Below are 22,203 nucleotides of genomic sequence, written 5' to 3'. Positions count from 1 at the left end.
AAATGATGTGAATAGTCAAACAATTCACAGCACAGCATAAGAGTCCTCCTTTTTATTCATCAGGTTGATAGGTAGAGCGAGTGTAGCGGGCAGCGCGTTTAAGCACCACTACGCGTATTAAGGGGTGTGAGCGAAAAAACGTTTTGGAAAGGGGAGATATAAGACGCGCCTGAGCGTCGGGCCTGCTTCAGGCGCTAGAAGGATTAACGGTGGTAGAAAATATCGCCGTTCATGGCGCGCACAACTTTACCTTCGGCGTCGGTGATAAGTACGTAGTAGCCGCCCATGTAAGTCCAGTGTGTGCCGGCTTCCGGGGCGGGCAGGTTGCGGATCTGCCACTGTTTGATGTTGTACTGCTCGGTGCGGTAGAGGTCCGGCACGATGTCGCCAATGGTGTATTTTTTGGAATCGGAGTGAAACTCTTTCACTTCATAGCTATCGATAGATTTGGGTTTTACCACATCTGCGGCGAATGCAGAGGCCACCGACATCAACAGCACACCCGCTACGATCATTCTGGTTTTCAACATACCTTCTCCACATGTCAGGGCGCTGCGCCCCGTTGATTTTGTTACCGTCAGGCCGCTATCTTCCTGCGCCATTCCCGGCCGGGCAAGGCTAATTATGTATAAAAAAATGAAGCCGATAGCAATCGGCGCGGGGCTGATTTGGTGGGGCGTGCTTATGGGCTGCCAGAAGTGGTGGGTTATACTTATGTCATGATTGCAGGGATAATGAGATTATCATCCATCGGATTATTTATGATGAGTACAGAAGACGGCGTTCGGGCGTTAATAAAAAAGCATTTCTGGGAGATGGCGGATGAAGATTCGTTAAGTACCGGACAATATTCCGTCCTGCCAGAAGATGCGCACGCCTTCTTCGGGGAATACTTTGCTGTGTTCAATATGAATTATTCTTCCTTCGACTTCCGTAAATATTTTCCGCAAGAAGGGATATTTTTCCTGCCCAATGCGATTCTTCCCGACTATTTAAAAAGCGATAAGCATCAACCTGCGCCGCTTACCGTGAAAATGCTGATTGCCTCGGCAAAGGCGGGGCGCTGGATTGATGATTAGCGCATTGAACACTTGAGGTTGTAATGGCATTATCGGAAGTCATGTTAAGTGACTCTGCGGGTTCTGTTAGATCGTGACGCTGCAAGATCGTATAACGATTAATGATAGCAGTGACAAGGTCCTGGTCGTGGAAGACTGATATGAGATATAGTTTGATATTATTGTGTCTGATTACGGGTACGTGCGGAGCAACCCAAATGACGGGATTTGGCGCAAGGTATTACGATGATATTACCGATGTTTATTCTGATAATCATGAAACCGATAAAGATCTGGTGCCCGTTATTGCTATAGGAACCACCGAATACAAGTTTGAGGTTAACACGCTTGCAGCTATCGCTAAGAATGCCGGTGTAAAGGTAAATAAAGATAACCTAGCTTCCTGGATTTGCCTAAAATCAGGGGGCATCAATTATTGGTTTATTTCTGATAATGAGATGGGAGCGGGGGATTTAACCGCGGTGGCAATAGCGAAAGATGGATCGCCTTGTACACCTTACAAGGGAGTATTACAAGTATCCGTTAAGGCGCCTGTGTTAACGACTAAAGAAGAAACAGAAAAATATTTTAATCATAAGCCTAAGAAAGATATCGTTATGTACTACAAGGATGTCGCAAAATCAGGTGAATACACGCAAAGTAACAGCATCATGTACTATCTGAAAGATGATAAAGTTCAGGGGGTTGTTATTAGCCAGGGGACGACCAACTGACAGGCGTCTTAGCCGTAAGGTCAGGAGTCATTTTTAATGAAACTCTGATGCCTATTTCTTTATTAATCTTAAAACCAATGGTAATGCCTCTTACTACGTCACTTACGCTCCAGCACCGCATCAATGCATCAGGGACAATGAAATCACCAGCAAATAAAGCCGGGCAGTCTGTATTTTTCATACTTAAAGCTTTTATAAGCCCCTCAAACTGAGACACAGCCTATTTTTTAGGGTTGAGTCTTTGGCTTCCCGCTGGCATGATCCACAACAGAGAGTAATGTAGCGTTAATCGCAACGCTTTGATTTTGCAGTAAATGACTCGGGGTGCCCTTCTGCGTGAAGGCTGAGAAATACCCGTATTACCTGATCTGGATAATGCCAGCGTAGGGAAGTCAGATGCCTGTCCGGTATCCCGTCTTCGCGCCTGGCAGGAGAGAACCATGTCTTCTGACCTGCTTTGCGGCTCGCACGCCGCGCCTGTTGTCACCCAACTTCGCCGTCACGCGCCGCTGGTGCACTGCATTACCAACGATGTGGTGCAAAATTTCACTGCCAATGTCCTGCTCGCGCTCGGCGCCTCGCCCGCGATGGTGGTGGATACTGACGAAGCCGCGCAGTTCGCGGCCATCGCCGATGCCTTACTCATTAACCTCGGTACCCTCACACGCCCGCAGCAGCAGGCGATGCGGGCGGCTATTGACAGCGCCTGCGCGGCGGGCAAGCCCTGGACGCTCGACCCGGTCGCCGTCGGCGTGCTTACGCTGCGCACGGAATTTGCGCAGGAGATTCTGGCGCGTCGTCCCGCCGCCATTCGCGCTAACGCCTCGGAAATCCGCGCGCTGGCAGGCGAAAGCGGCGGCGGGCGCGGCGTTGACGCGACCGAAAGCGCGCACCATGCACGTGAGGCGGCCCGCTTACTGGCGCGTCGCAGCGGCGCGGTTGTCGCTGTGACCGGCGAGGTCGATTACATCACCGATGGCGAACGCACGGTCGCGGTCGAGGGCGGCACCGTGATGCTGACCCGCGTGGTGGGCACCGGCTGCGCACTCTCGGCGGTCGTCGCTGCCTGCTGCGCGCTGCCGGGCGATCGCCTGGAGAATGTCGCAACGGCCTGCTGGCTGATGAAGCGGGCGGGCGAACAGGCGCTGACCATCTCCCGTGGCCCCGGCAGTTTCGCCAGCGCGTTGCTGGATAATCTGCATGCGCAGGCGTTCGGAGGTGCTCATGAAACGCATTAACGCGCTCACCATCGCCGGCACCGACCCGAGCGGCGGCGCGGGCATCCAGGCCGATCTCAAAACCTTCTCGGCGCTCGGCGCTTACGGCACGTCTGTCATCACGGCGCTGGTGGCGCAGAACACCCGCGGCGTGCAGTCGGTCTACCGCATTGAACCGTCGTTTGTCGCCGCCCAGCTTGATTCAGTGTTAAGCGATGTGCGCATCGACACCACCAAAATCGGCATGCTGGCAGAAACGGATATCGTCGAGGCCGTGGCGGAGCGGCTATCACGTTACCGGGTGCGTAATATTGTGCTGGATACGGTCATGCTCGCGAAAAGCGGCGATCCGCTGCTGAGCCCGTCAGCGGTGCGCACGCTGCGCGAACGGTTGTTGCCGCAGGTGGCGATCATCACGCCGAATTTGCCGGAGGCGGCGGCGCTGCTGGAAACCACGCATGCCCGCAGCGAAGCGGAGATGCGCCAGCAGGGCGAGGCGTTGCTGGCGCTCGGCTGTGGCGCGGTGCTGATGAAAGGCGGGCATCTGGATGACGCCGAAAGCCCCGACTGGCTCTTTACCCGCGAAGGCGCGACGCGCTTTACCGCCCCGCGCGTCATGACGAAAAATACCCACGGCACGGGCTGCACGCTCTCCAGCGCGCTTGCGGCGCTGCGTCCGCAGTATGCTGACTGGGTTGAAACGGTGACGGCGGCGAAGGCGTGGCTCACGAAAGCGCTGCAACAGGCGGATAGTCTGGAAGTAGGGGAGGGCATCGGGCCCGTCCATCATTTTCATGCATGGTGGTGAACCGTGCCAGCAGAATTAGCTGAAAATGCGCTCAGGTCTGGCAATCTGTGCTAATCAAGTCCAGGCTAAGAGGGCCCAGCTAAGGCGTGGGTAAGGAATCTTATCGTCCGGCAGGTCACCGCCTGCCGACCATAACGGGAGCGTATGATGACTGATATTGCGCAGTTGCTCGGCAACGATGCCGATAGCCTGTTACAGCACCGCTGTACGACCATTTCCTCCGACCAGCTCTACCTGCCAGGGCCGGATTATGTCGATCGCGTGATGATCGATAACAACCGTCCGCCCGCGGTGCTGCGAAATATGCAGACTCTTTATAACACCGGTCGCCTTGCCGGCACCGGTTATCTGTCTATCCTGCCGGTGGACCAGGGCGTCGAGCATTCGGCGGGCGCGTCCTTCGCCGCTAATCCGATGTATTTCGACCCGAAAAATATCGTCGAGCTGGCGATTGAGGCGGGCTGTAACTGCGTGGCGTCAACGTATGGCGTGCTGGCGTCAGTCTCACGCCGCTATGCGCACCGTATTCCGTTCCTGGTGAAACTCAACCATAACGAAACGCTCAGTTACCCCACGCAATATGACCAGACGCTCTACGCGAGTGTCGAGCAGGCGTTCAATATGGGCGCGGTGGCGGTCGGGGCGACTATCTATTTCGGCTCTGAAGAGTCGCGCCGCCAGATTGAAGAGATCTCCGCCGCGTTTGAGCGCGCGCACGAGCTTGGCATGGTGACGGTGCTGTGGGCGTATCTGCGCAACAGCCACTTCAAGAAAGATGGCGTCGATTACCACTCCAGCGCCGATTTGACCGGTCAGGCTAACCATCTGGCCGCCACCATTGGCGCGGATATCGTGAAGCAGAAGATGGCCGAGAATAATGGCGGCTATACCGCGCTGAAGTTCGGCTATACCGACGAGCGCGTGTATAGCAAGCTGACGAGCGACAACCCGATTGACCTGGTGCGTTATCAGCTTGCCAACTGCTATATGGGCCGCGCGGGGCTGATTAACTCCGGCGGCGCGTCCGGCGGCGAGGCGGATCTCACCGATGCGGTGCGCACGGCGGTGATCAACAAGCGCGCAGGCGGTATGGGGCTGATTCTGGGACGTAAAGCGTTTAAGAAATCGATGGCCGATGGCGTGAAGCTGATTAACGCGGTGCAGGATGTGTATCTGGACAAGAAAGTGACTATCGCCTGACGGCGGTTAAGATTACGCATTAAAAAACGCGCCTGCGGGCGCGTTTTTTGTGGATGGGGTAATAAATGGTGGCGCGAGATAAACGGTGGGTGCGCTGCGCTTACCCACCCTACGAAACCACAAAAGCCACCGCTGATGCCGTATGTTTTCCCTTGCGGCTGCCCTTTGGCCGCGAGCCGGGGTGGTTAAGGGGGCGGCGGCGAGCTCCCTTAACACGTTCGCGTGAGTAAACATGACAGAGAGAATCCGCGTTGTGGCGAACGGAACAGGTCACCAGGCGTACATATTCCCGGGTTCCACGGTTCACCCGTATTGAACAGGCAATGCCTTTTATTTGACGGCGGTGCTGATGGTGGGTGCGCTGCGCTTACCCACCCTACGAAACCACAAAAGCCACCGCCGATGCCGTGTGTTTTCCCTTGCGGCTGCCCTTTGGCCGCGAGCCGGGATTGTTAAGGGGGCGGCGGCGAGCCCCCTTAACACGTTCGCGTGAGTAAACGTGAGAGAGAGAATCCGCGTTGTGGCGAACGGAACAGGTTACCAGGCGTGCATATTCCCGGGTTCCACGGTTCACCAGTGTTGAACAGGCAATGCCTTTTATTTGACGGCGGTGCTGATGGCGGGTGCGCTGCGCTTACCCACCCTACAGTTGGCTGGCGTTACGTTATGCTTCGGTGGATGCGCTGCGCTTACCCACCCTGGAACGTTTCATACCGTTGCATCTCTGGTAGGGCGGGTAAGCGTAGCGCACCCGCCGTCCCGAAAATCGCGATGCCATACATTCCTTTACTTAAGCAGCGGACAATCCGGCGGCAGGCGGCACTGCAGCGCGCCGGGCTCAACCACAATGCGGAAATGCTGTCCGCTCAGCGGCTCGCCGTCGAGGTTAAAGGTAATCTCATGCGGCGCGGTTATCTCAAACCAGGGCGAGGCACCATCGATAATATTCGGGCTCTCTTCCGGCTGCGTCAGCGTGGTAAACAGCGCAGGCAGCAACTCTTCGCCGGTAAAAATCCGCAAATGCAGCAGCCCGTCGTTAATCAGCGCCTCCGGGCACAGCTCCTGACCGCCGCCCGCCTGCCGCCCGTTACCAATGCCGATAACCAGCGCGTCGCCCTGCCAGTGAAAATGCTCGCCGCGAATTTCACAGCGATCCGCTTTCAGGGCGTCCATACGCATCAGCCCGTGGATCAGATACGACACCCCGCCGAGCGCGGCTTTTAAGCGCTCCGGCGTTTCAGTGGTGATGCGTGTACCGAAACCGCCCGTCGCCATATTGATAAACCAGGTTTTATCATTCACGTGCGCAATATCAATCGGCACCGCGCGGCCTTCAATGGCCAGCTTCAGCGCCAGTTCGATATCGTCCGGCACGGCGGCGCTGGTTGCGAAATCGTTCGCGGTGCCGAGCGGCAACAGGCCGAGCGCCGGGCGTTTTTCCTGCGTGACTCCCGCCAGCGCCGCTGCCACTTCATTAATGGTGCCGTCGCCGCCTGCCGCAATGACCGTCTGCGCGCCCTGGTCCGCCGCCTCACTGACATAGCGCGCCGCATCGCCTTTCTCCCAGGTCACGCGCACCTCTATCGGGTGGCCCTGGTCACGCAGCAGCTTCACGCTGCCGCGCAGGATCTCATTATCAGCGCTTTTACCATTTAAAATCAGAAACGAGCCGGGGGAACGGGACATGAATACACTCCTGTGAATACAGATTCACAGAGTTTATCGCAGAGTCTGGCGAGTCGCTTAAGAACTGACTGAAAGGATAAAAAAATAAGCCTGCGTAAGGGAGATTACGCAGGCTGAAGGAGGTGGTTCCTGGTACAACGGGCATTTATGGATTATGTTTTTCAGCGCCGTGGATAATAACCGCTTTAAACATAACGGTTTGTGATCCCATTCGAAGAAACATTCGCGCGGTAAAAATAACCCTTATAAATCATTTACCATGTGGATTTCTGGTGGTCTGGCCAGAGAAATTACGCATTAACAGCGCATAGTCCAGTGCTAAATCCTCTGGAACAGGCATCCAGATGGTGTATCCGTCTCCCGGTGCCACGTCCATCTTCTCGCCTTTCGCGTTTTCCATATGCTCAAGCGTAAAGCTGACGTTGCCCTGCGGCGTCATCAGTTCCAGGCTGTCGCAGAGAGAGAATTTGTTTTTCACCGCCACCGCAGCCAGCGCGCCGTTGCGCTCGCCGGTAAATTCGCCGACAAACTGCTGGCGGTCTGATACCGAGTAGCCATAGTCATAGTTCTGATAATCGTCGTGGGTGTGACGACGCAGAAAACCTTCGGTATAGCCGCGGTGCGCCAGGCCTTCTAGCGTCTCAAGGAGGCTCGGATCGAACGGTTTACCGGCGGCGGCGTCGTCAATGGCGCGACGATAGACCTGAGCGGTACGCGCGCAGTAGTAGAACGATTTGGTGCGGCCTTCGATTTTCAGTGAATGAACGCCCATTTTCGTGAGGCGCTCGACGTGCTGAATGGCGCGCAAATCTTTGGAGTTCATGATGTAAGTGCCGTGTTCATCTTCGAACGCGGTCATGTATTCGCCGGGGCGCTGCGCCTCTTCAATCATGAAGACTTTATCGGTCGGCGCGCCGATGCCGAGCGTCGGCTCGACGGTCTGTACCGGGATAGGCTCATGGATATGCACGATATTGCCGATGCTGTCTTCTTTGCCTTCCTGCACTTTATATTCCCAGCGGCAGGCGTTGGTGCAGGTGCCCTGGTTCGGGTCGCGCTTGTTGATGTAGCCGGAAAGCAGGCAGCGACCGGAATAGGCCATGCAGAGCGCGCCGTGAACGAAAATCTCCAACTCCATCTCCGGCACCTGCTCGCGAATTTCCGCAATCTCTTCAAGCGACAGTTCGCGGGAGAGAATGACGCGCGTCAGGCCCATCTGCTGCCAGAATTTTACCGTCGCCCAGTTCACCGCGTTGGCCTGTACCGAAAGGTGAATATCCATCTGCGGGAAGTGCTCGCGCACCAGCATGATAAGCCCCGGATCGGACATGATCAGCGCATCCGGGCCCATCTCCACCACGGGTTTGAGATCGCGGATAAAGGTTTTCAGCTTGGCGTTGTGCGGCGCGATGTTAACCACGACGTAGAATTTTTTGCCAAGCGCATGGGCTTCATTAATGCCGAGCTGCAAATTCTCGTGGTTGAATTCGTTATTGCGCACGCGCAGCGAGTAGCGCGGCTGGCCGGCGTATACGGCGTCGGCACCATAGGCGAAGGCGTAACGCATATTTTTCAGCGTTCCCGCAGGCGACAGTAATTCTGGTTTAAACATGTTGAACTCGTTCTGATGACAGGTCAGACCCGCTTCAACGGCGAAGCGGTCGGGGGCACGTTTACCCCCACGTTAAGGGCGGGAATTGTAGCGCCCGCGGCCTGGGCGTGCAAACCGTTATGGGGCTTATGGACGTGAGGCGGGTGCGCTGTGCTTACCCGCCCTACAAAAACCGGTTACGTGCTGCGTGATGGCGGGTGCGCTGCGCTTACCCGCCCTACAAAAACCGGTCACGTGCGGCGTGACGGCGGGTGCGCTTCGCTTACCCGCCCTACAAAAAACCGATTCGCATTCTGCGTAGGGTGGGTAAGCGTAGCGCACCCACCTCTGGAAAATGAAAAGCCACCGTCGATGCCGGGTGTTTTCCCTTGCGGCTGCCCTTTGGCCGCGAGCCGGGATGGTTAAGGGGCGGCGGCGAGCCCCCTTAACACGTTCGCGTGAGTAAACATGAAAGAGAGAATCCGCGTTGTGGCGAACGGAACGGGTCACCGGGCGTACATATTCCTGGGCCTGCGTTTCACCCGTGCAGGTAATCTCTACACCACCCGGCCGGCGTCGGCTTCCCAGCGGTAACCCACGCCGTACACGGCGCGGATAAAGGGCTGCTCGTCGTCCAGCGCTTCCAGCTTGCGGCGCAGGTTTTTGATATGGCTGTCAATGGTGCGGTCAGTCACCACACGGTAATCGTCATACAGATGATTCAGCAACTGCTCGCGCGAAAACACCTTGCCCGGCTCGCCGGAAAGCGTCTTCAGCAGACGGAATTCGGCAGGCGTCAGGTCGAGCGGCTTCTGCCGCCAGCTCGCCTGAAAACGCCCTTCATCGATAATCAGCGGGCTTTGGGCATCCTGCGCCTGCAGATCGCGCTGCGGCTTGCAGCGGCGCAAAATGGTTTTCACGCGCGCCACCACCTCGCGTGGGCTAAACGGTTTGCAGATGTAATCATCGGCACCGATCTCAAGCCCCAGCAGGCGGTCAATCTCTTCGATTCTGGCGGTCACCATCACAATCGGCACTTCCGAGAAGCGGCGAATTTCGCGGCACAGCGTCAGCCCGTCGGTGCCGGGCAGCATCAGATCCAGCAGGATTAAATCCGGCGGCGTCTGGCGCACATAGGGCAACACCTGATCGCCGTGGTTAATCAGCGTCGGCGCGTAGCTGGCCGCCCGCAGGTAATCCACCAGCAGCGCGCCGAGTTTTGGCTCATCCTCGACAACCAGAATGCGCGGGGTTTTATCGTTAATCGGTAACTCTGTCATACGTCTCCCGGAAGTACGGCATCAAGCGGTAAGGATACGGTGATGCTAACACCGCCTGATGATGAATGATCGGCATTAATCGTCCCGCCATGCGCCGCCACGATATTGGCGCAGATGGCAAGGCCGAGGCCCGAGCCGCCGCTGGCGCGGTTGCGCGAGCCTTCCGCGCGGTAGAAGCGCTCAAACAATTTTGACAGCTGCTCATCGCTTACGCCCGGCGCGCTGTCGATAAACCGCAGCACGAAACGCTGCGCCTGACGCTCACCCTGAATCAGCAGCCCGCCGCCCGCGTCCGTGTAACGCAGGCTGTTTTCCAGCAGATTATTAAAAAGCTGCATCAGCCGGTCGCGATCGCCAAAGAGCGTCACGTTTTCCGGCATCGACAGATTCAGCGTCAGCCCGCGCGCGGCAAAGCGCTCGCGGAACGCGCCCGCAGCCACTTCTATCAACGTCACGATCTCCAGCGGCTTTTTCTGGTAGGCGAGCGCGCCTTCGTCAGAGAGCGACAGCTGGTGCAGGTCATCCACCAGTTTGGTCAGCGTACCCACTTCGGCCTGCAACGAGGCGACCGATTCCGGCGTAAACTGGCGCACGCCGTCCTGAATCGCCTCCAGCTCGCCGCGCAGCACCGCCAGCGGCGTGCGCAGCTCATGAGAGATATCCGCCATAAATGCCTGGCGCATCTGCTGGTTTTTCTCAAGCGTGCTGGCGAGCTGGTTGAAATCCTGCGCCAGTCGGCCCAGCTCATCCTGCCCGGTGGCGACGACGCGGGTAGTAAAATCGCCCGCCGCCAGACGGTGTGTGCCTTCCACCAGTCGTTTTACCGGGGCGAGCAGGCCGCGTGCCAGCAGCAAGGTGGCGGCTGCCGCGAGCAGCGTCGAGAGCGCGACGATAAGCCAGCTGGTGCGCCGCTGCTGTTTATCGAAGTTGATATCGGTACTGCGCGTCAGCCGCTCCACCGGCGAGGCGATTACCCAGCCGACGCGTTTGCCGTCAACGACAATCGCGCGCCGCGCGCCATCCTGCGGCACCGGCGAGCGCGGGCCGACCAGCACATTTTGTTCGGCGTCCACCACCCAGAACTGCGTTCGCCAGCCGTGCGGCGGCATGTGGGGCGGCGGCCCTCGGTCTGGCGGCGGCGGGCCGTCGTGGGCGTTCTCCCGTTCAAAAGAGCGTAAAATCTGGAATATCATACGGTCGTTATGGCGCAGAAATCCCCAGTCGCCGTGCTGCTGGTACTGCTCGCTCAGTGCGTCGCTTAACAGGGCCAGACGTTGTTCGTTACCGTGTTTGATGTAGTCGATAAAGCCGCGCTCGAAGCTAAAGCGCACCGCCCAGTGCATCGTAATCAACAGCAGAATACAGGTGGCGAAAATGGCCAGAAACAGCTTGCCCGTAATGCCGGGCCGCCAGAACCTCATGAAGCACTCCTTTTGCGCCGCGCGATGACGGCGTTTTTACTGATGTCGTCAGGGACGCGGGCGAAGACCAGCGCCGGCAGGGCGATAATTAGCGCCATGCACAAATAGGTCCAGAAAAAGATGCCGTGGGCGTCGCCGCTGTCCGCGGCGAGCTGGTTATGCCCGAACGCGCCAAGCAGCAGGCCCGCCATGCTCACCCCAAGGCTCATCGAGAGCTGCATCACCATCGACAGCAGGCTGTTGCCGCTGCTCGCCATCTCATCGGGCAGATCGCGAAGCGTCAGCGTGTTCATCGTCGAGAAACGCACCGAATTCACCATCCCCTGAAAAAGCATGACTACCGGCAGCAGCCAGTACCAGCCCGCCAGCGCCACGCCCATAAACAGCAGGGTCACGAGCGCAAGCGCAAGCGTGGAGGCCACCAGCACCCGGCGGTAGCCAAAGCGGTTTACCACCTGCACCACAATGCGTTTGATCCCCATACTGCCAAGCACCATCGGCATCATCATCAGGCCGGCGTGGAACGGGGAGAAGCCGAGGCCAATCTGTAAAAAAACCGGCGTCATAAACGGCAGCATCCCGCTGCCGATGCGCCCGCATAAGCTGCCGAACAGCCCCAGTGAAAAGGTGCGGGTATTGAAAAGCCGCAGGCTGAACAGCGCCCGCTCGTTGCCGCGCGCATGCCACAGGTAAAGCAGCGTGGCCGCGCTGCCGCCCGCCACCAGCGCGCCAAGCCCGGCAGGGGAAAGACCAGTGCTGCGATAGCCGTCAAGCGCAATCGTCAGCGCCGCCATGCCGAAGGCGAGCAGCAGAAAGCCGGAGAAATCGAAGCGCCGCGTTTGAATGGTGTAGTTCGGCATCAGCCAGAGCGTCGCGGCGGCACCGGCAATGCCCACCGGCAGGTTGATTAAAAAGATCCAGTGCCAGGAGGCGTACTCCACCAGCAGCCCGCCGAGCGCCGGGCCGAGCAGCGGCCCCACCTGGCCGGGGAGCGTCACAAACGTCATCGCGGCCATATACTGATCGCGCGGGACGATTTTCATCACCGTCAGCCTGCCGACCGGCACCATCATCGCGCCGCCGATGCCCTGTAACACGCGCGCCGCCACCAGCTCATTGAGCGTTGAGGACTGCGCGCAAAACAGCGAGCCGAGCGTGAACAGCACAATCGCGGTGAAGAAGATGTTGCGCACCCCGACGCGATCCGCCAGCCAGCCGCTCGCGGGCAGCATCACCGCCACCGTCAGCACATAAGAGACGATAACCATGTGCATCCGCAGCGGGCTCTCCCCGAGGCTCGCGGCCATTGAGGGGAGAGCGGTATTGACGATAGTGGTATCCAGCGCCTGCATAAAAAAGCCGAAGGCGACGATCCACAATTGCCAGCGCACGTTCTGGGGCAGGTCGGTCATAAATTATTCGCTCGCGGTCAGGGTGTCCTCAGGTTTCGCCCGGCGCGTAAAACGCAGGCGCAGTCGGTCGAAGAAGAGATAGACCACCGGCGTGGTATAGAGCGTCAGCAACTGGCTCATCACCAGCCCGCCGACGATCGTAATGCCGAGCGGCTGGCGCAGCTCCGCGCCGTCGCCGCTTGCGATCATCAGCGGCAGCGCGCCGAACAGGGCCGCCAGCGTCGTCATCATAATCGGGCGAAAACGCAGCAGGCAGGCCTGGAAAATGGCGTCGCGGGCGCTGAGCTGGCCGTTGCGCTGGGCCTCCAGCGCGAAGTCCACCATCATTATCGCGTTCTTCTTCACGATACCAATCAATAGCATAATACCGATAAGCGCGATGAGGCTAAACGGGGCGTCGAATGCCTCCAGCGCCAGCAGCGCGCCGACGCCCGCCGACGGCAGCGTGGAGAGAATGGTGAGCGGATGCACGTAACTCTCATACAGCATCCCCAGCACGATATAGACCGTGGCGATGGCCGCGAGAATTAAGATCACCTGCGAATTCATCGTCTCCTGGAACACCTGCGCCGTACCGGCGAAGCTGCCGCGCACCGACGACGGCACGCCAAGCGAGGTCATCGTACGGGTGATGGCGTCACTGGCCTGCGAGAGCGACACGCCGGTTGGCAGGTTAAACGCGATGGTCGACGCCGCCGACAACCCCTGATGGTTAACCGACAGCGGCGCGTTGGCGGGCTGCCATTTCGCAAACCACGAGAGCGGAATCGGCTTGCCTTCGCTGTTCATCACGAACATCTGATCCAGCGCGCTGATATCCTGGGTGTAACGCGGGTCAACTTCCATCACCACTTTGTACTGGTTAAGGGGCTGGTAGATGGTCGAAATCTGGCGCTGGCCGAAGGCGTTATTGAGCAGGCTGTTGGCGTCCTGCACGCTGATGCCAAGCCGCGCCATCGATTCGCGGTCATAGACCAGGCTCATCTCCGCGCCGTTGTCCTGTTGATCGGAGTTCACGTCGGCAAGCTGCGGCAGTTTCGCGAGCGCCTGGCGGATTTTCGGCTCCCATTCGCGCAGCGCCGCCAGATCGTCAGACAGCAAGGTGTACTGATAACTGGCGTTCGACTGCCGCCCGCCGACGCGGATATCCTGCACCGCCATTAAAAACAGGCTCGCGCCCGGCTCACGCGCAAGCTTTTTACGCAGCCGGTCAATCACCTGCTGGGCGCTTTCGGTACGCTCGCCGAGCGGCTTGAGGGAGATAAACATCATGCCGCTGTTCACCCGCGAGCCGCCGGTAAAGCCGGTAACGTTATCCACCGCCGGATCTTCGCGAATGATTTTCATGAAATCCTGCAGTTTGCCGCGCATCGCCTGGAACGAGATGCTCTGGTCGGCCTGAATGCCGCCCATCAGCCGCCCGGTGTCCTGCTCCGGGAAAAAGGTTTTCGGAATGGAAATATAGAGCCAGATATTCAGCGCGATGGTGGCGAGCAGCACCAGCCCGACCAGCCGGGCGTGGTTCAGCACCCAGCCGAGCGAGCGGGCGTATCCGCCCTGCAGCGCCAGCAACAGGCGATTGACGCCGACGCGACTGCGGGTCTCTTCACGCGGTTTGGCCTTCAGCAGCCAGCCGCACATCATCGGCGTGAGCGTCAGCGACACCACCAGCGAAATCCCGATGGCCACCGAAAGTGTGATGGCAAACTCCTGGAACAGCCGCCCCGGCAGCCCGCCCATCAGCAGCAGCGGCAGAAAGACCGCCACCAGCGACAGGCTCATGGAGAGCACCGTAAAGCCCACTTCGCGCACGCCCTGTAACGCCGCCTGGAGCGGTTTGACGCCCGCTTCAAGGTGGCGCGAGATATTTTCCAGCACCACGATGGCGTCATCCACCACAAAACCGGTGGCGATAGTCAGCGCCATTAACGAGAGGTTATTCAGGCTGAAACCGCACAGATACATGGCGGCGAAGGTGCCGATAAGCGATACCGGCACCGCGACGGCAGGAATGAGCGTTGCGCGCCCGGAGCGCAGAAACAGGAACACCACCAGAATTACCAGGCCGACCGAAATCGCCAGCGACTGCTCCACTTCCGCCAGCGACGCGCGAATGGTCGGCGAGCGATCCTGCGCGATTTGCATGTCGATGGCGGCGGGGATGGTGTCGCGCAGCTCCGGCAGCGCGGCACGGATGCGGTCCACCGTCTCAATAATATTGGCTTCCGGCAGTTTGCGGATCATCAGCAAAATGGCCGGTTTGGCATTGGTCATGCCCGCGTTGCGCACATCCTGCACCGAATCGGTCACGGTCGCCACGTCGCGCAGATGCACTGCCGCGCCGTTGTTATAGTGAACGATCAGCGGCTCATACTCGGCAGCGGTTTTGAGCTCATCATTGGTCTGCAACTGCCAGCGGCGCTGCGCGTCTTCTATCGCCCCCTGCGGACGGCGTACGTTGGCGTTGCTGATGGCGCTGCGCACCGTATCCAGCGAGACGCCCTGGTTAAAGAGCGCCTGCGGGTTGAGCGCCACCCTGACGGCGGGCAGCGAGCTGCCGCCCACGTCGACATCCCCCACGCCGTCAATCTGGGCGATGGTCTGGGCAAGCTGCGTCGAGGCGTAATCATAAAGCTCGCCCTGGGAGAAGGTGTCCGAGGTGAGCGTAAGGATCATGATCGGCGCATCGGACGGGTTCGCTTTGCGGTACGTCGGGCGCGAGGGCATTCCGCTCGGCAACAGGCTTTGCGCGGCGTTGATCGCCGCCTGTACGTCGCGCGCCGCGCCGTTGATATCGCGGTCAAAATTAAACTCCAGAATGATGCGTGTGCTGCCAAGCGAGCTGGTGGAGGTCATTTCGTTGACGCCCGCGATGCGCCCGAGCGAGCGTTCAAGCGGTGTCGCGACCGACGACGCCATCGTCTCCGGAGACGCGCCCGGCAGCGACGCGCTCACCATAATGACCGGGAAATCGACCTGCGGCAGCGGGGCCACCGGCAGCAGCCGGAAGCCCAGCACGCCGCAGAGCGTCACCGCGATGGAGAGCAGGATCGTCGCCACCGGACGGTAGATAAAGAGCGCGTAAAACTTCACTTACGCCTCCTCTTCACGCGCGGGCAGACGGCGGCGCACGGCGTGGCCGAGGCGGTCGAACAGCAGATAAATTACCGGCGTGGTAAAGAGCGTCAGCACCTGGCTTACCAGCAGGCCGCCGACCATGCCGATGCCGAGCGGACGGCGCAGCTCCGCGCCAACACCGGTGCTGAGCATCAGCGGTAGCGCGCCGAGCAGGGCGGCGAGGGTGGTCATCAGGATGGGCCGAAAACGCAGCAGACACGCCTGGTAAATGGCCTCGCGCGGCGTCATGCCCTGTTCACGCTCGGCGGCCAGCGCAAAGTCGATCATCATGATGGCGTTTTTCTTAACGATGCCTATCAGCAGAATAATGCCGATGATGGCGATGACATCCAGCTCGGCACCGGCGATAAGCAGCGCCAGCAGCGCGCCAACGCCTGCGGTGGGGAGCGTCGAGAGAATGGTAATCGGGTGGATAAAGCTCTCATACAGCACGCCGAGCACGATGTACATCGCCACCACCGACGCCAGAATCAGCCAGAGCGTGCTGCCAAGCGCCGCCTGGAAGGCGAGGGTGCTGCCCTGGAACTGGGTCGTTATCTCAGCCGGGAACGCCAGATCGGCTTCCGCCTGAGTGATGGCGTCTACCGCGTCGCCCAGCGAATAGCCGTCCGGCACGTTAAACGAAATGGTCGTCGACGGGAACTGATCGAGATGGTTAATCGTAAGCGGCCCGAAGCGCTGCTCGACCTTCGCAATCGCGCTGAGCGGCACCATGCCGCCATCGCTGCTGGTAAGACGAATACTGTCAAGCGCCGCCAGGCCCGGCGTGGCGGTGGTGTTATGCTCAAGCACTACGCGGTACTGATTGGCCTGGGTATAAATGGTCGAGATGAGGCGCTGGCCAAAGGCGTTATAGAGCGCGTTATCGACATCGCTCATGCTGATGCCAAGACGGCTGGCGCTTGCGCGATCCACATTCACATAAGCCACAAGGCCGTTGTCCTGCCAGTCGCTGCTGACATCCGCGAGCTGCGGCAGCGTTTGCAGCCGGGCAATAAGCTTCGGCACCCAGGTGCTGAGCGCCTCCAGCGAATTGGCCTGGAGCGTGAACTGATACTGCGTGCGGCTCACCTGGGTGTCGATGGTGAGATCCTGAATCGGTTGCAGGTAGAGTGTGGCACCCGGCACGCGGCTCGCGGCCTCCTGAAGGCGCGCAATCACCGTCTGCACGCGGTCGTCACGGTCATCGAGCGGCTTTAAGTTGATTTGCAGCCGTGCACTGTTGAGCGACGGATTCGTGCCATCGACGCCGACAAACGAGGTGAGGCTCTCCACCGCCGGATCTTTCAAAATGACATCCGCCACCGCGCGCTGGCGCTCAGCCATGCTGGCGAACGAGACCGACTGCGGCGCCTGCAATGTACCCTGGATGATGCCGTTGTCCTGCACCGGGAAAAAGCCTTTCGGGATGAAAATCCACAAAAGCACCGTCAGCGCGAGCGTGCCAAGCGCGACGCCGAGCGTCAGCCACGGGTGGTTCAGCACGCGCTTAAGCAACTGGCCATAGCGGTCAATTACCCGATTAATCACACGTTCTGAGGCCCGCGAGAAGCGATTCTGTTTGCGCAGCGATTCATGGCTTAACATGCGCGCGCACATCATCGGCGTCAGCGTCAGCGAGACGACAGCGGAGATCAAAATCGCCACCGCCAGCGTCACTGCGAATTCGCGGAACAGACGGCCCACGATATCGCCCATAAACAGCAGCGGGATCAGCACGGCTATCAGCGAGAACGTCAGGGAGATAATGGTAAAGCCGATTTCGCCTGCGCCCTTGAGCGCGGCGGCCAGCGGCTTTTCGCCTTTTTCGATATAGCGCGAGATATTTTCTATCACCACGATGGCGTCATCCACCACGAACCCGGTGGCGATGGTCAGCGCCATCAGCGTCAGGTTGTTGATGGAGAAATCGAGAAACACCATCACCGCAAAGGTGCCGACCAGCGACAGTGGTACCGCCACCGCCGGGATAATGGTCGCCGGAATATTGCGCAGGAACAGGTAGATGATCATCACCACCAGCGCTATCGCCAGCATCAGCTCAAACTGCGTGTCGTTGACCGACGCGCTGATGTTGGTGGTGCGATCCGTCAGCACTTTCACCTGCACCGATTTCGGCAGGCTTTCCGTGAGCTGCGGCAGCAGTTTCTGAATGGTTTCGGCGGTGGTGATGATGTTAGCGCCCGGCTGGCGCTGGACGTTCATCACAATCGCAGGCTGTTTATTGGCCCAGGCGCCAAGCCAGGCGTTCTCCGCGCCTTGCTCCACCGTCGCCACGTCGCCAAGGCGCACCGGCGCGCCGTTTTTATAGGCGATGATCAGGTTGCGGTATTCGTCGGCGGATTTCATCTGATCGTTGGCGGAGAGCGTCACCGCGCGCTCCGGCCCGTCGAAACTGCCTTTCGCCGAGTTGACGTTTGCGCTGGTGATGGCGGTGCGCACGGTTTCGCTGTCAATGCCCAGCGACGCCAGCGCCTGCGCATTCAGTTTTACCCGCACCGCCGGACGCTGGCCGCCGGAGAGCGTCACGAGGCCCACGCCCGTCACCTGCGAGATACGCTGCGCGACGCGGGTTTCCACCATATCTTCCACCTGGGTCATCGGCAGCGCCGATGAGGTGACCGCAAGCGTCATGATTGGCGGGTCCGCCGGGTTCACTTTGCTGTAGACCGGCGGGTTAGGGAGATCGTCCGGCAGCAGGTTGGTGGCGGCGTTAATGGCGGCCTGCACCTCCTGCTCGGCAACATCCAGCGGCAGCGTGAGCTGGAACTGTAACGTCACCACCGACGCGCCGCCCGCGCTTTGCGAGGCCATCTGCTTTAAGCCTGACATCTGGCCGAACTGGCGCTCCAGCGGCGCGGTGATAGCAGACGTCACCACATCGGGGCTGGCACCGGGGTAGAGCGTCACCACCTGAATTGTCGGGTAGTCCACTTCCGGCAGGGCGGAGACCGGCAAAAAACGATAGCCGATGATGCCAGCAAGCAGGATAGCCACCATCAGCAGCGTAGTGGCCACGGGACGCAGAATAAACAGGCGGGACGGGCCGCCGGTGGCGCTCGGAGGTAACACCTGCATCAGGAACGCGCTCCTTTGGCCGCGCGTGCGCTGTCGGTCGGGCTGCGCTCGCCGCGTTCAGGTTTCGCGTTATCGGTGGCCGTTTGCGCTTCTACTACATCCACCTTCGCGCCTTCGGTCAGGCGGTCGATGCCGTCCGTCACCACGCGATCGCCTGCGGAAAGGCCTGCGGTGATCACCACGGTTTCGCTGTTCTGAATGCCGGTCGTGACGGTGTGCTTACTCACTTTGTTGTCGTCGTTCAGCACCCAGACAAAGTGGCCTTCGTTGCCCATCTGCAACGCGGCGGTCGGGATCACGACAGCGTTCTGCTGCGTATCAATCAACATGCGGGCGTTAACGAACTGGTTTGGAAACAGCGCGTCATCCTCATTGGCGAAGCGCGCCTTGAGCTTAATCGTGCCGGTGGTGGCGTCTATCTGGTTATCCAGGCTTAACAGCTCACCGGTGCTGAGCTTTGTGCTATTAGTGCGATCCCAGGCTTCCACCGTCAGGGCTTTCCCCGCCTTTTGCGCCTGCATCACGGCGGCGATATCGCTCTCCGGCAGGGTAAAGACCAGATCAATCGGGTGCGTCTGGGTCAGCACCACAATGCCGGTGGTATCACCACTGGAGATCTGGTTGCCGATATCGACCTGTTTTAAGCCGACACGCCCGTCAATCGGCGCGGTGATGCGGCTCCAGTCGAGCTGTAACTGCGCGCTGGCGACGGCGGCTTCGTCGGCTTTCAGCGTGCCTTCGGTTTCGCTGACCAGCGCCTGCTGGGCATCGAGCTCCTGGCGTGAAACCAGGTTCGTTTTACCAAGCTGCTGATAGCGCGCCAGATCGCGACGGGCGTTGGCAAGCGTCGCGCGGTCTTTGGCGAGCTGCCCCTGGGCCTGGGCGAGCGCCACTTTAAACTGGCTCGGGTCAATCTCCGCGAGCAGATCGCCCGCTTTTACCTGCTGGCCCTCTTTAAAGTGAATCGCCATTAGCTGACCGTCCACGCGGCTGCGCACCGTGACGGTGTTCGCGGCAGTGATAGTCCCAAGCCCTGTGAGATAGCGCGGCACCGCCTCGCTGCGCGCGGTGGCGGCCTGTACTGGGGCTTGTGCGCCGCCCATGCGCATCGCGGCGCGACCGCCTGCGTGTGTCGTTTTACCTGATGGCGCATCCGTGGCGGCGTTACGCCAGTAGAGGAGCGCGGCAATCGCCACGACCACGATGCCGGCGATGGCCCACCCGCGCTTTTTAACCGTGCTTTTCATAAGCAGTACGTCTTCTTTTCCTGAAACGATTAGGCGTAATGATACAAGTTTAGTCAGCCCTGACCGCAGAAAGATGGAGGAAATATGAAACACCGTTTAGAACTGTCTGAATCGCTCAGGTTTTACGAGACGTCTCGCAGCGCTTGTATCTCTCTCTGGTGGGCTCATAAAACCGCTTTTAAAGTATGGTTTTATCTGTGGATATAAACTATAGTTTATGAGGGATGGGTATGGCATGGACGGTGATTTTTACCGATCGTTTTAACGACTGGTATCAGCAGCAGCCCGAAGGATTACAGGATCGTATCGCCGCGCTCTTATGGAACTTACGTTATTCCGGCCCGCTTGTCGGACGCCCGCTGGTCGATACGGTGAAAGGTTCGCGTTATCCCAACCTGAAAGAGCTACGTGTGCAGTATGGCGGTGAGCCCTGGCGCGTCTTTTTTGCGTTTGACGCTGAACGTCAGGCCGTTGTGCTCTGCGCAGGCAATAAACGAAGCCAGAAACATTTTTATGACGCCTTAATCAGGCAGGCTGAAGAAGAATTCTTCCTGCATGTGCAAGCGATGGAGAGACGAAATGAAAACTCTTGATGACGTAATGGCGGGCTTTTCCCCGGAACGGCAGGCAGAAATCCTGCGCATGGCAGACGAAATCGCGCTGGAGCACGGCCTGCCGCGCATTCGCGAAGCGCGGGCGTTTTCGCAGCAGCAACTGGCGGAGATAATGGGCGTGACGCAGCCCGCTATCGCCGCCATTGAGCAGCGCGGTAAGGAGATTAAACTGCTGACGCTCAAGCGCTACGTTGAAGCGCTGGGCGGCAAGCTCTCTTTACTGATAGAGCTGCCCGAAGGCAGCAAAGTGATCCCCGTCTGACCGCGCCGGTTACTGAAACACCACCTGCGCCCAGCGCGCAAGACCCGCGGTGACGGAGCCGAAATCGTCGCCGCCCTGTACCGGAATGCCCGGCAGTTGCGCCTGCAGCGCCTCGCGGATGAGCGGTGAACGCGCGCTGCCGCCGGTGAGATAAATAACATCGGGGCGAGCGTTGCTTGCCTCAAGCGCCAGCGTCACCTGCTCAAGGATACGCTGTAGCGGCGGGTTGAGCGCCAGCGCGAGCGCCTGCTGTGTAATTTCCTGGCTCAGTTGCGGCTCAATAAACGGCAGCGCGGTCTGGCAGAGCGGGGACTGCGAGAGCGCGATTTTGCTCTCTTCCGCCGCGCGCACCAGACGGTAGCTCAGGCGTTGCCGCCACACTTTTTGCAGTAGCGCCACTTTTTGCGGCTCGCGGGCGTCGCGGGCTAAATCCGCCAGCAGGCGTCCGCAGGCGGCGCTGTAGAACTCGCTCTGCGCTGGCACGTCGTTAATCGCGCAGGCGTTCCACCATGGGAGCACCGGCAGCGCGGTGCCTTTTTCGGTTTCGCCGCCCATGCCGAGCAGCGGCATCAGCTGTTTAAACGCCAGCGCGATATCCAGATCGTTACCGCCTACGCGGCAACCGCTGTGGCCGAGAAGGCTTTGATCGCGGTCGCGGCGCGCGCGCCACTGCGGGCCCATCAGCAGCAGCGAACAGTCGGTGGTGCCGCCGCCGATATCCACGACCAGCACGCGCTGCTCTTCGCTCAATGTGGCTTCAAAATCGAGACCAGCCGCGACCGGCTCATACTGAAACACCACGTCGCGAAAACCGGCGCGGTGCGCCGCGCGCTCGAGGATCCCCTGCGCCTGACGGTTGGCGTCATCGCCGCCGAGTCCCTGGAAGTTGATCGGACGGCCAATGACCGCCTGGTCAATCTCCGCGTTCGCCTGTTGCTGAGCCGCCTGGCGAATATGCACCATCATCGCGCAGACCAGGTCTTCAAACAGCGCGACCTGTTGCGGCTTCAGCCCGCTGGCACCGAGAAACGACTTCGGCGACTTCACGAACCAGACCTCTTCCGGGTCGTCCATGTACTGGCGCAGCGCGCTCAGGCCGAACTGCACGCTGCCCGGCGTCACGTCGATGCTCTCTTCGCGGTTATAGCTCACCGCGCGGCGCAGCAGCGCCTGCGTCTCCGCGCCGCTCGCCTCGACATTCTGATGGCGATAAAGCCATTCGCTTACCGCCTCGCGCACCGGCGCGCCAATCATGGATGGCAGCAGCGTCGAGCCCTGCTCAAGCGGCAGCATTTGCGGCACGCCGTCGCGCATTATCGCGACAGAACAGTTGGCGGTGCCGTAGTCAAAACCGATAAACATTCACATATTCCCCATGCCGTGAAGAAGGGGGGCGACTTTAGCGAAATGTCGCGTCGGCGGCAAATGGAATAACTGCGCAAGGCAAAAAAAGGGCG

General features: G+C 59.5%; 17 protein-coding genes and 1 riboswitch. Of the genes, 7 read left to right on the top strand and 10 right to left on the bottom strand.

The features are described from left to right. Window positions 1-203: 203 nt before the first annotated feature. Window positions 204-530, bottom strand: a complete 327-nt coding sequence (locus ACUW6V_RS04020; RefSeq protein WP_007851199.1) for an RcnB family protein — start codon at window positions 528-530, stop codon at window positions 204-206. Window positions 531-761: 231 nt separating this feature from the next. Between ACUW6V_RS04020 and ACUW6V_RS04015 the strand changes: the two genes are divergently transcribed. The 5 genes from ACUW6V_RS04015 to fbaB all read left to right on the top strand — a co-directional run bounded on the left by ACUW6V_RS04015 (window position 762) and on the right by fbaB (window position 5,017). Beyond that, window positions 762-1,079 (top strand): DUF1493 family protein, encoded by a 318-nt coding sequence (locus ACUW6V_RS04015; RefSeq protein WP_032975357.1) that lies wholly within the window; start codon window positions 762-764, stop codon window positions 1,077-1,079. Between the two features lie 197 nt (window positions 1,080-1,276). Beyond that, the gene (locus ACUW6V_RS04010) at window positions 1,277-1,792 is read left to right on the top strand and encodes a hypothetical protein (RefSeq protein ID WP_234004306.1); all 516 of its coding nucleotides are present in this window, start codon (window positions 1,277-1,279) and stop codon (window positions 1,790-1,792) included. Window positions 1,793-2,102: 310 nt separating this feature from the next. Further along, window positions 2,103-2,199, top strand: a riboswitch (TPP riboswitch). Between the two features lie 33 nt (window positions 2,200-2,232). Beyond that, window positions 2,233-3,030: a hydroxyethylthiazole kinase gene (gene thiM / locus ACUW6V_RS04005; RefSeq protein WP_454038021.1), complete on the top strand. Its 798-nt coding sequence runs from the start codon at window positions 2,233-2,235 to the stop codon at window positions 3,028-3,030. Beyond that, window positions 3,017-3,817, top strand: coding sequence for a bifunctional hydroxymethylpyrimidine kinase/phosphomethylpyrimidine kinase (gene thiD, locus ACUW6V_RS04000; protein WP_004386506.1), 801 nt, complete (start codon window positions 3,017-3,019; stop codon window positions 3,815-3,817). Before thiM ends, thiD begins: the two co-directional genes overlap by 14 nt. A 147-nt stretch (window positions 3,818-3,964) precedes the next feature. Further along, window positions 3,965-5,017 carry a class I fructose-bisphosphate aldolase gene (gene fbaB / locus ACUW6V_RS03995; RefSeq protein ID WP_004386507.1) on the top strand — a complete coding sequence of 351 codons (1,053 nt, stop codon included), beginning with the start codon at window positions 3,965-3,967 and terminating at the stop codon, window positions 5,015-5,017. Between the two features lie 786 nt (window positions 5,018-5,803). Here fbaB and yegS read toward each other — a convergent pair. The 8 genes from yegS to ACUW6V_RS03955 all read right to left on the bottom strand — a co-directional run bounded on the left by yegS (window position 5,804) and on the right by ACUW6V_RS03955 (window position 19,870). Next, window positions 5,804-6,703 carry a lipid kinase YegS gene (gene yegS / locus ACUW6V_RS03990; protein WP_004386534.1) on the bottom strand — a complete coding sequence of 300 codons (900 nt, stop codon included), beginning with the start codon at window positions 6,701-6,703 and terminating at the stop codon, window positions 5,804-5,806. Window positions 6,704-6,953: 250 nt separating this feature from the next. Further along, entirely contained in the window at window positions 6,954-8,315 is a 1,362-nt protein-coding gene (trhP, locus tag ACUW6V_RS03985) for a prephenate-dependent tRNA uridine(34) hydroxylase TrhP (RefSeq protein WP_454038020.1), read from the bottom strand. Between the two features lie 536 nt (window positions 8,316-8,851). Continuing rightward, window positions 8,852-9,574 carry an envelope stress response regulator BaeR gene (gene baeR / locus ACUW6V_RS03980; protein WP_004388202.1) on the bottom strand — a complete coding sequence of 241 codons (723 nt, stop codon included), beginning with the start codon at window positions 9,572-9,574 and terminating at the stop codon, window positions 8,852-8,854. Then, window positions 9,571-10,995 (bottom strand): envelope stress sensor histidine kinase BaeS, encoded by a 1,425-nt coding sequence (gene baeS / locus ACUW6V_RS03975; protein ID WP_007902990.1) that lies wholly within the window; start codon window positions 10,993-10,995, stop codon window positions 9,571-9,573. Before baeS ends, baeR begins: the two co-directional genes overlap by 4 nt. Then, window positions 10,992-12,407 (bottom strand): MFS transporter, encoded by a 1,416-nt coding sequence (gene mdtD, locus ACUW6V_RS03970; RefSeq protein ID WP_175567678.1) that lies wholly within the window; start codon window positions 12,405-12,407, stop codon window positions 10,992-10,994. The genes baeS and mdtD overlap by 4 nt, the downstream gene beginning before the upstream one ends. A 3-nt stretch (window positions 12,408-12,410) precedes the next feature. Further along, window positions 12,411-15,500, bottom strand: coding sequence for a multidrug efflux RND transporter permease subunit MdtC (mdtC, locus tag ACUW6V_RS03965; protein WP_454038019.1), 3,090 nt, complete (start codon window positions 15,498-15,500; stop codon window positions 12,411-12,413). Beyond that, window positions 15,501-18,623, bottom strand: a complete 3,123-nt coding sequence (locus ACUW6V_RS03960) for an MdtB/MuxB family multidrug efflux RND transporter permease subunit (protein WP_032988316.1) — start codon at window positions 18,621-18,623, stop codon at window positions 15,501-15,503. It abuts the gene before it with no gap. After that, on the bottom strand, window positions 18,623-19,870 hold the full coding sequence (locus ACUW6V_RS03955; RefSeq protein ID WP_069682326.1) for an MdtA/MuxA family multidrug efflux RND transporter periplasmic adaptor subunit: 1,248 nt from the start codon (window positions 19,868-19,870) through the stop codon (window positions 18,623-18,625). Before ACUW6V_RS03955 ends, ACUW6V_RS03960 begins: the two co-directional genes overlap by 1 nt. Window positions 19,871-20,100: 230 nt before the next feature. On the opposite strand from ACUW6V_RS03955, the gene ACUW6V_RS03950 reads away from it, so the two are divergent. Next, window positions 20,101-20,463: a type II toxin-antitoxin system RelE/ParE family toxin gene (locus tag ACUW6V_RS03950; protein WP_004388208.1), complete on the top strand. Its 363-nt coding sequence runs from the start codon at window positions 20,101-20,103 to the stop codon at window positions 20,461-20,463. Then, the gene (locus ACUW6V_RS03945) at window positions 20,450-20,746 is read left to right on the top strand and encodes a helix-turn-helix domain-containing protein (protein ID WP_004388209.1); all 297 of its coding nucleotides are present in this window, start codon (window positions 20,450-20,452) and stop codon (window positions 20,744-20,746) included. The genes ACUW6V_RS03950 and ACUW6V_RS03945 overlap by 14 nt, the downstream gene beginning before the upstream one ends. 9 nt (window positions 20,747-20,755) lie before the next feature. Here the strand turns inward: ACUW6V_RS03945 and yegD are convergent, their stop codons facing one another. Then, window positions 20,756-22,108 (bottom strand): molecular chaperone, encoded by a 1,353-nt coding sequence (gene yegD, locus ACUW6V_RS03940; RefSeq protein WP_088274648.1) that lies wholly within the window; start codon window positions 22,106-22,108, stop codon window positions 20,756-20,758. Between the last annotated feature and the right edge of the window lie 95 nt (window positions 22,109-22,203).

Source organism: Cronobacter sp. 153480017-3, assembly GCF_053627815.1.
This window is presented reverse-complemented; position numbering and strand designations above follow the sequence as displayed.

Bases quoted from the DNA above. Each gene is read 5' to 3' on its own strand.
- ACUW6V_RS04020 (WP_007851199.1), bottom strand. From the start codon at position 530: ATGTTGAAAACCAGAATGATCGTAGCGGGTGTGCTGTTGATGTCGGTG.
- ACUW6V_RS04015 (WP_032975357.1), top strand. From the start codon at position 762: ATGATGAGTACAGAAGACGGCGTTCGGGCGTTAATAAAAAAGCATTTC.
- ACUW6V_RS04010 (WP_234004306.1), top strand. From the start codon at position 1,277: ATGACGGGATTTGGCGCAAGGTATTACGATGATATTACCGATGTTTAT.
- thiM (WP_454038021.1), top strand. From the start codon at position 2,233: ATGTCTTCTGACCTGCTTTGCGGCTCGCACGCCGCGCCTGTTGTCACC.
- thiD (WP_004386506.1), top strand. From the start codon at position 3,017: ATGAAACGCATTAACGCGCTCACCATCGCCGGCACCGACCCGAGCGGC.
- fbaB (WP_004386507.1), top strand. From the start codon at position 3,965: ATGACTGATATTGCGCAGTTGCTCGGCAACGATGCCGATAGCCTGTTA.
- yegS (WP_004386534.1), bottom strand. From the start codon at position 6,703: ATGTCCCGTTCCCCCGGCTCGTTTCTGATTTTAAATGGTAAAAGCGCT.
- trhP (WP_454038020.1), bottom strand. From the start codon at position 8,315: ATGTTTAAACCAGAATTACTGTCGCCTGCGGGAACGCTGAAAAATATG.
- baeR (WP_004388202.1), bottom strand. From the start codon at position 9,574: ATGACAGAGTTACCGATTAACGATAAAACCCCGCGCATTCTGGTTGTC.
- baeS (WP_007902990.1), bottom strand. From the start codon at position 10,995: ATGAGGTTCTGGCGGCCCGGCATTACGGGCAAGCTGTTTCTGGCCATT.
- mdtD (WP_175567678.1), bottom strand. From the start codon at position 12,407: ATGACCGACCTGCCCCAGAACGTGCGCTGGCAATTGTGGATCGTCGCC.
- ACUW6V_RS03960 (WP_032988316.1), bottom strand. From the start codon at position 18,623: ATGCAGGTGTTACCTCCGAGCGCCACCGGCGGCCCGTCCCGCCTGTTT.
- ACUW6V_RS03955 (WP_069682326.1), bottom strand. From the start codon at position 19,870: ATGAAAAGCACGGTTAAAAAGCGCGGGTGGGCCATCGCCGGCATCGTG.
- ACUW6V_RS03950 (WP_004388208.1), top strand. From the start codon at position 20,101: ATGGCATGGACGGTGATTTTTACCGATCGTTTTAACGACTGGTATCAG.
- ACUW6V_RS03945 (WP_004388209.1), top strand. From the start codon at position 20,450: ATGAAAACTCTTGATGACGTAATGGCGGGCTTTTCCCCGGAACGGCAG.
- yegD (WP_088274648.1), bottom strand. From the start codon at position 22,108: ATGTTTATCGGTTTTGACTACGGCACCGCCAACTGTTCTGTCGCGATA.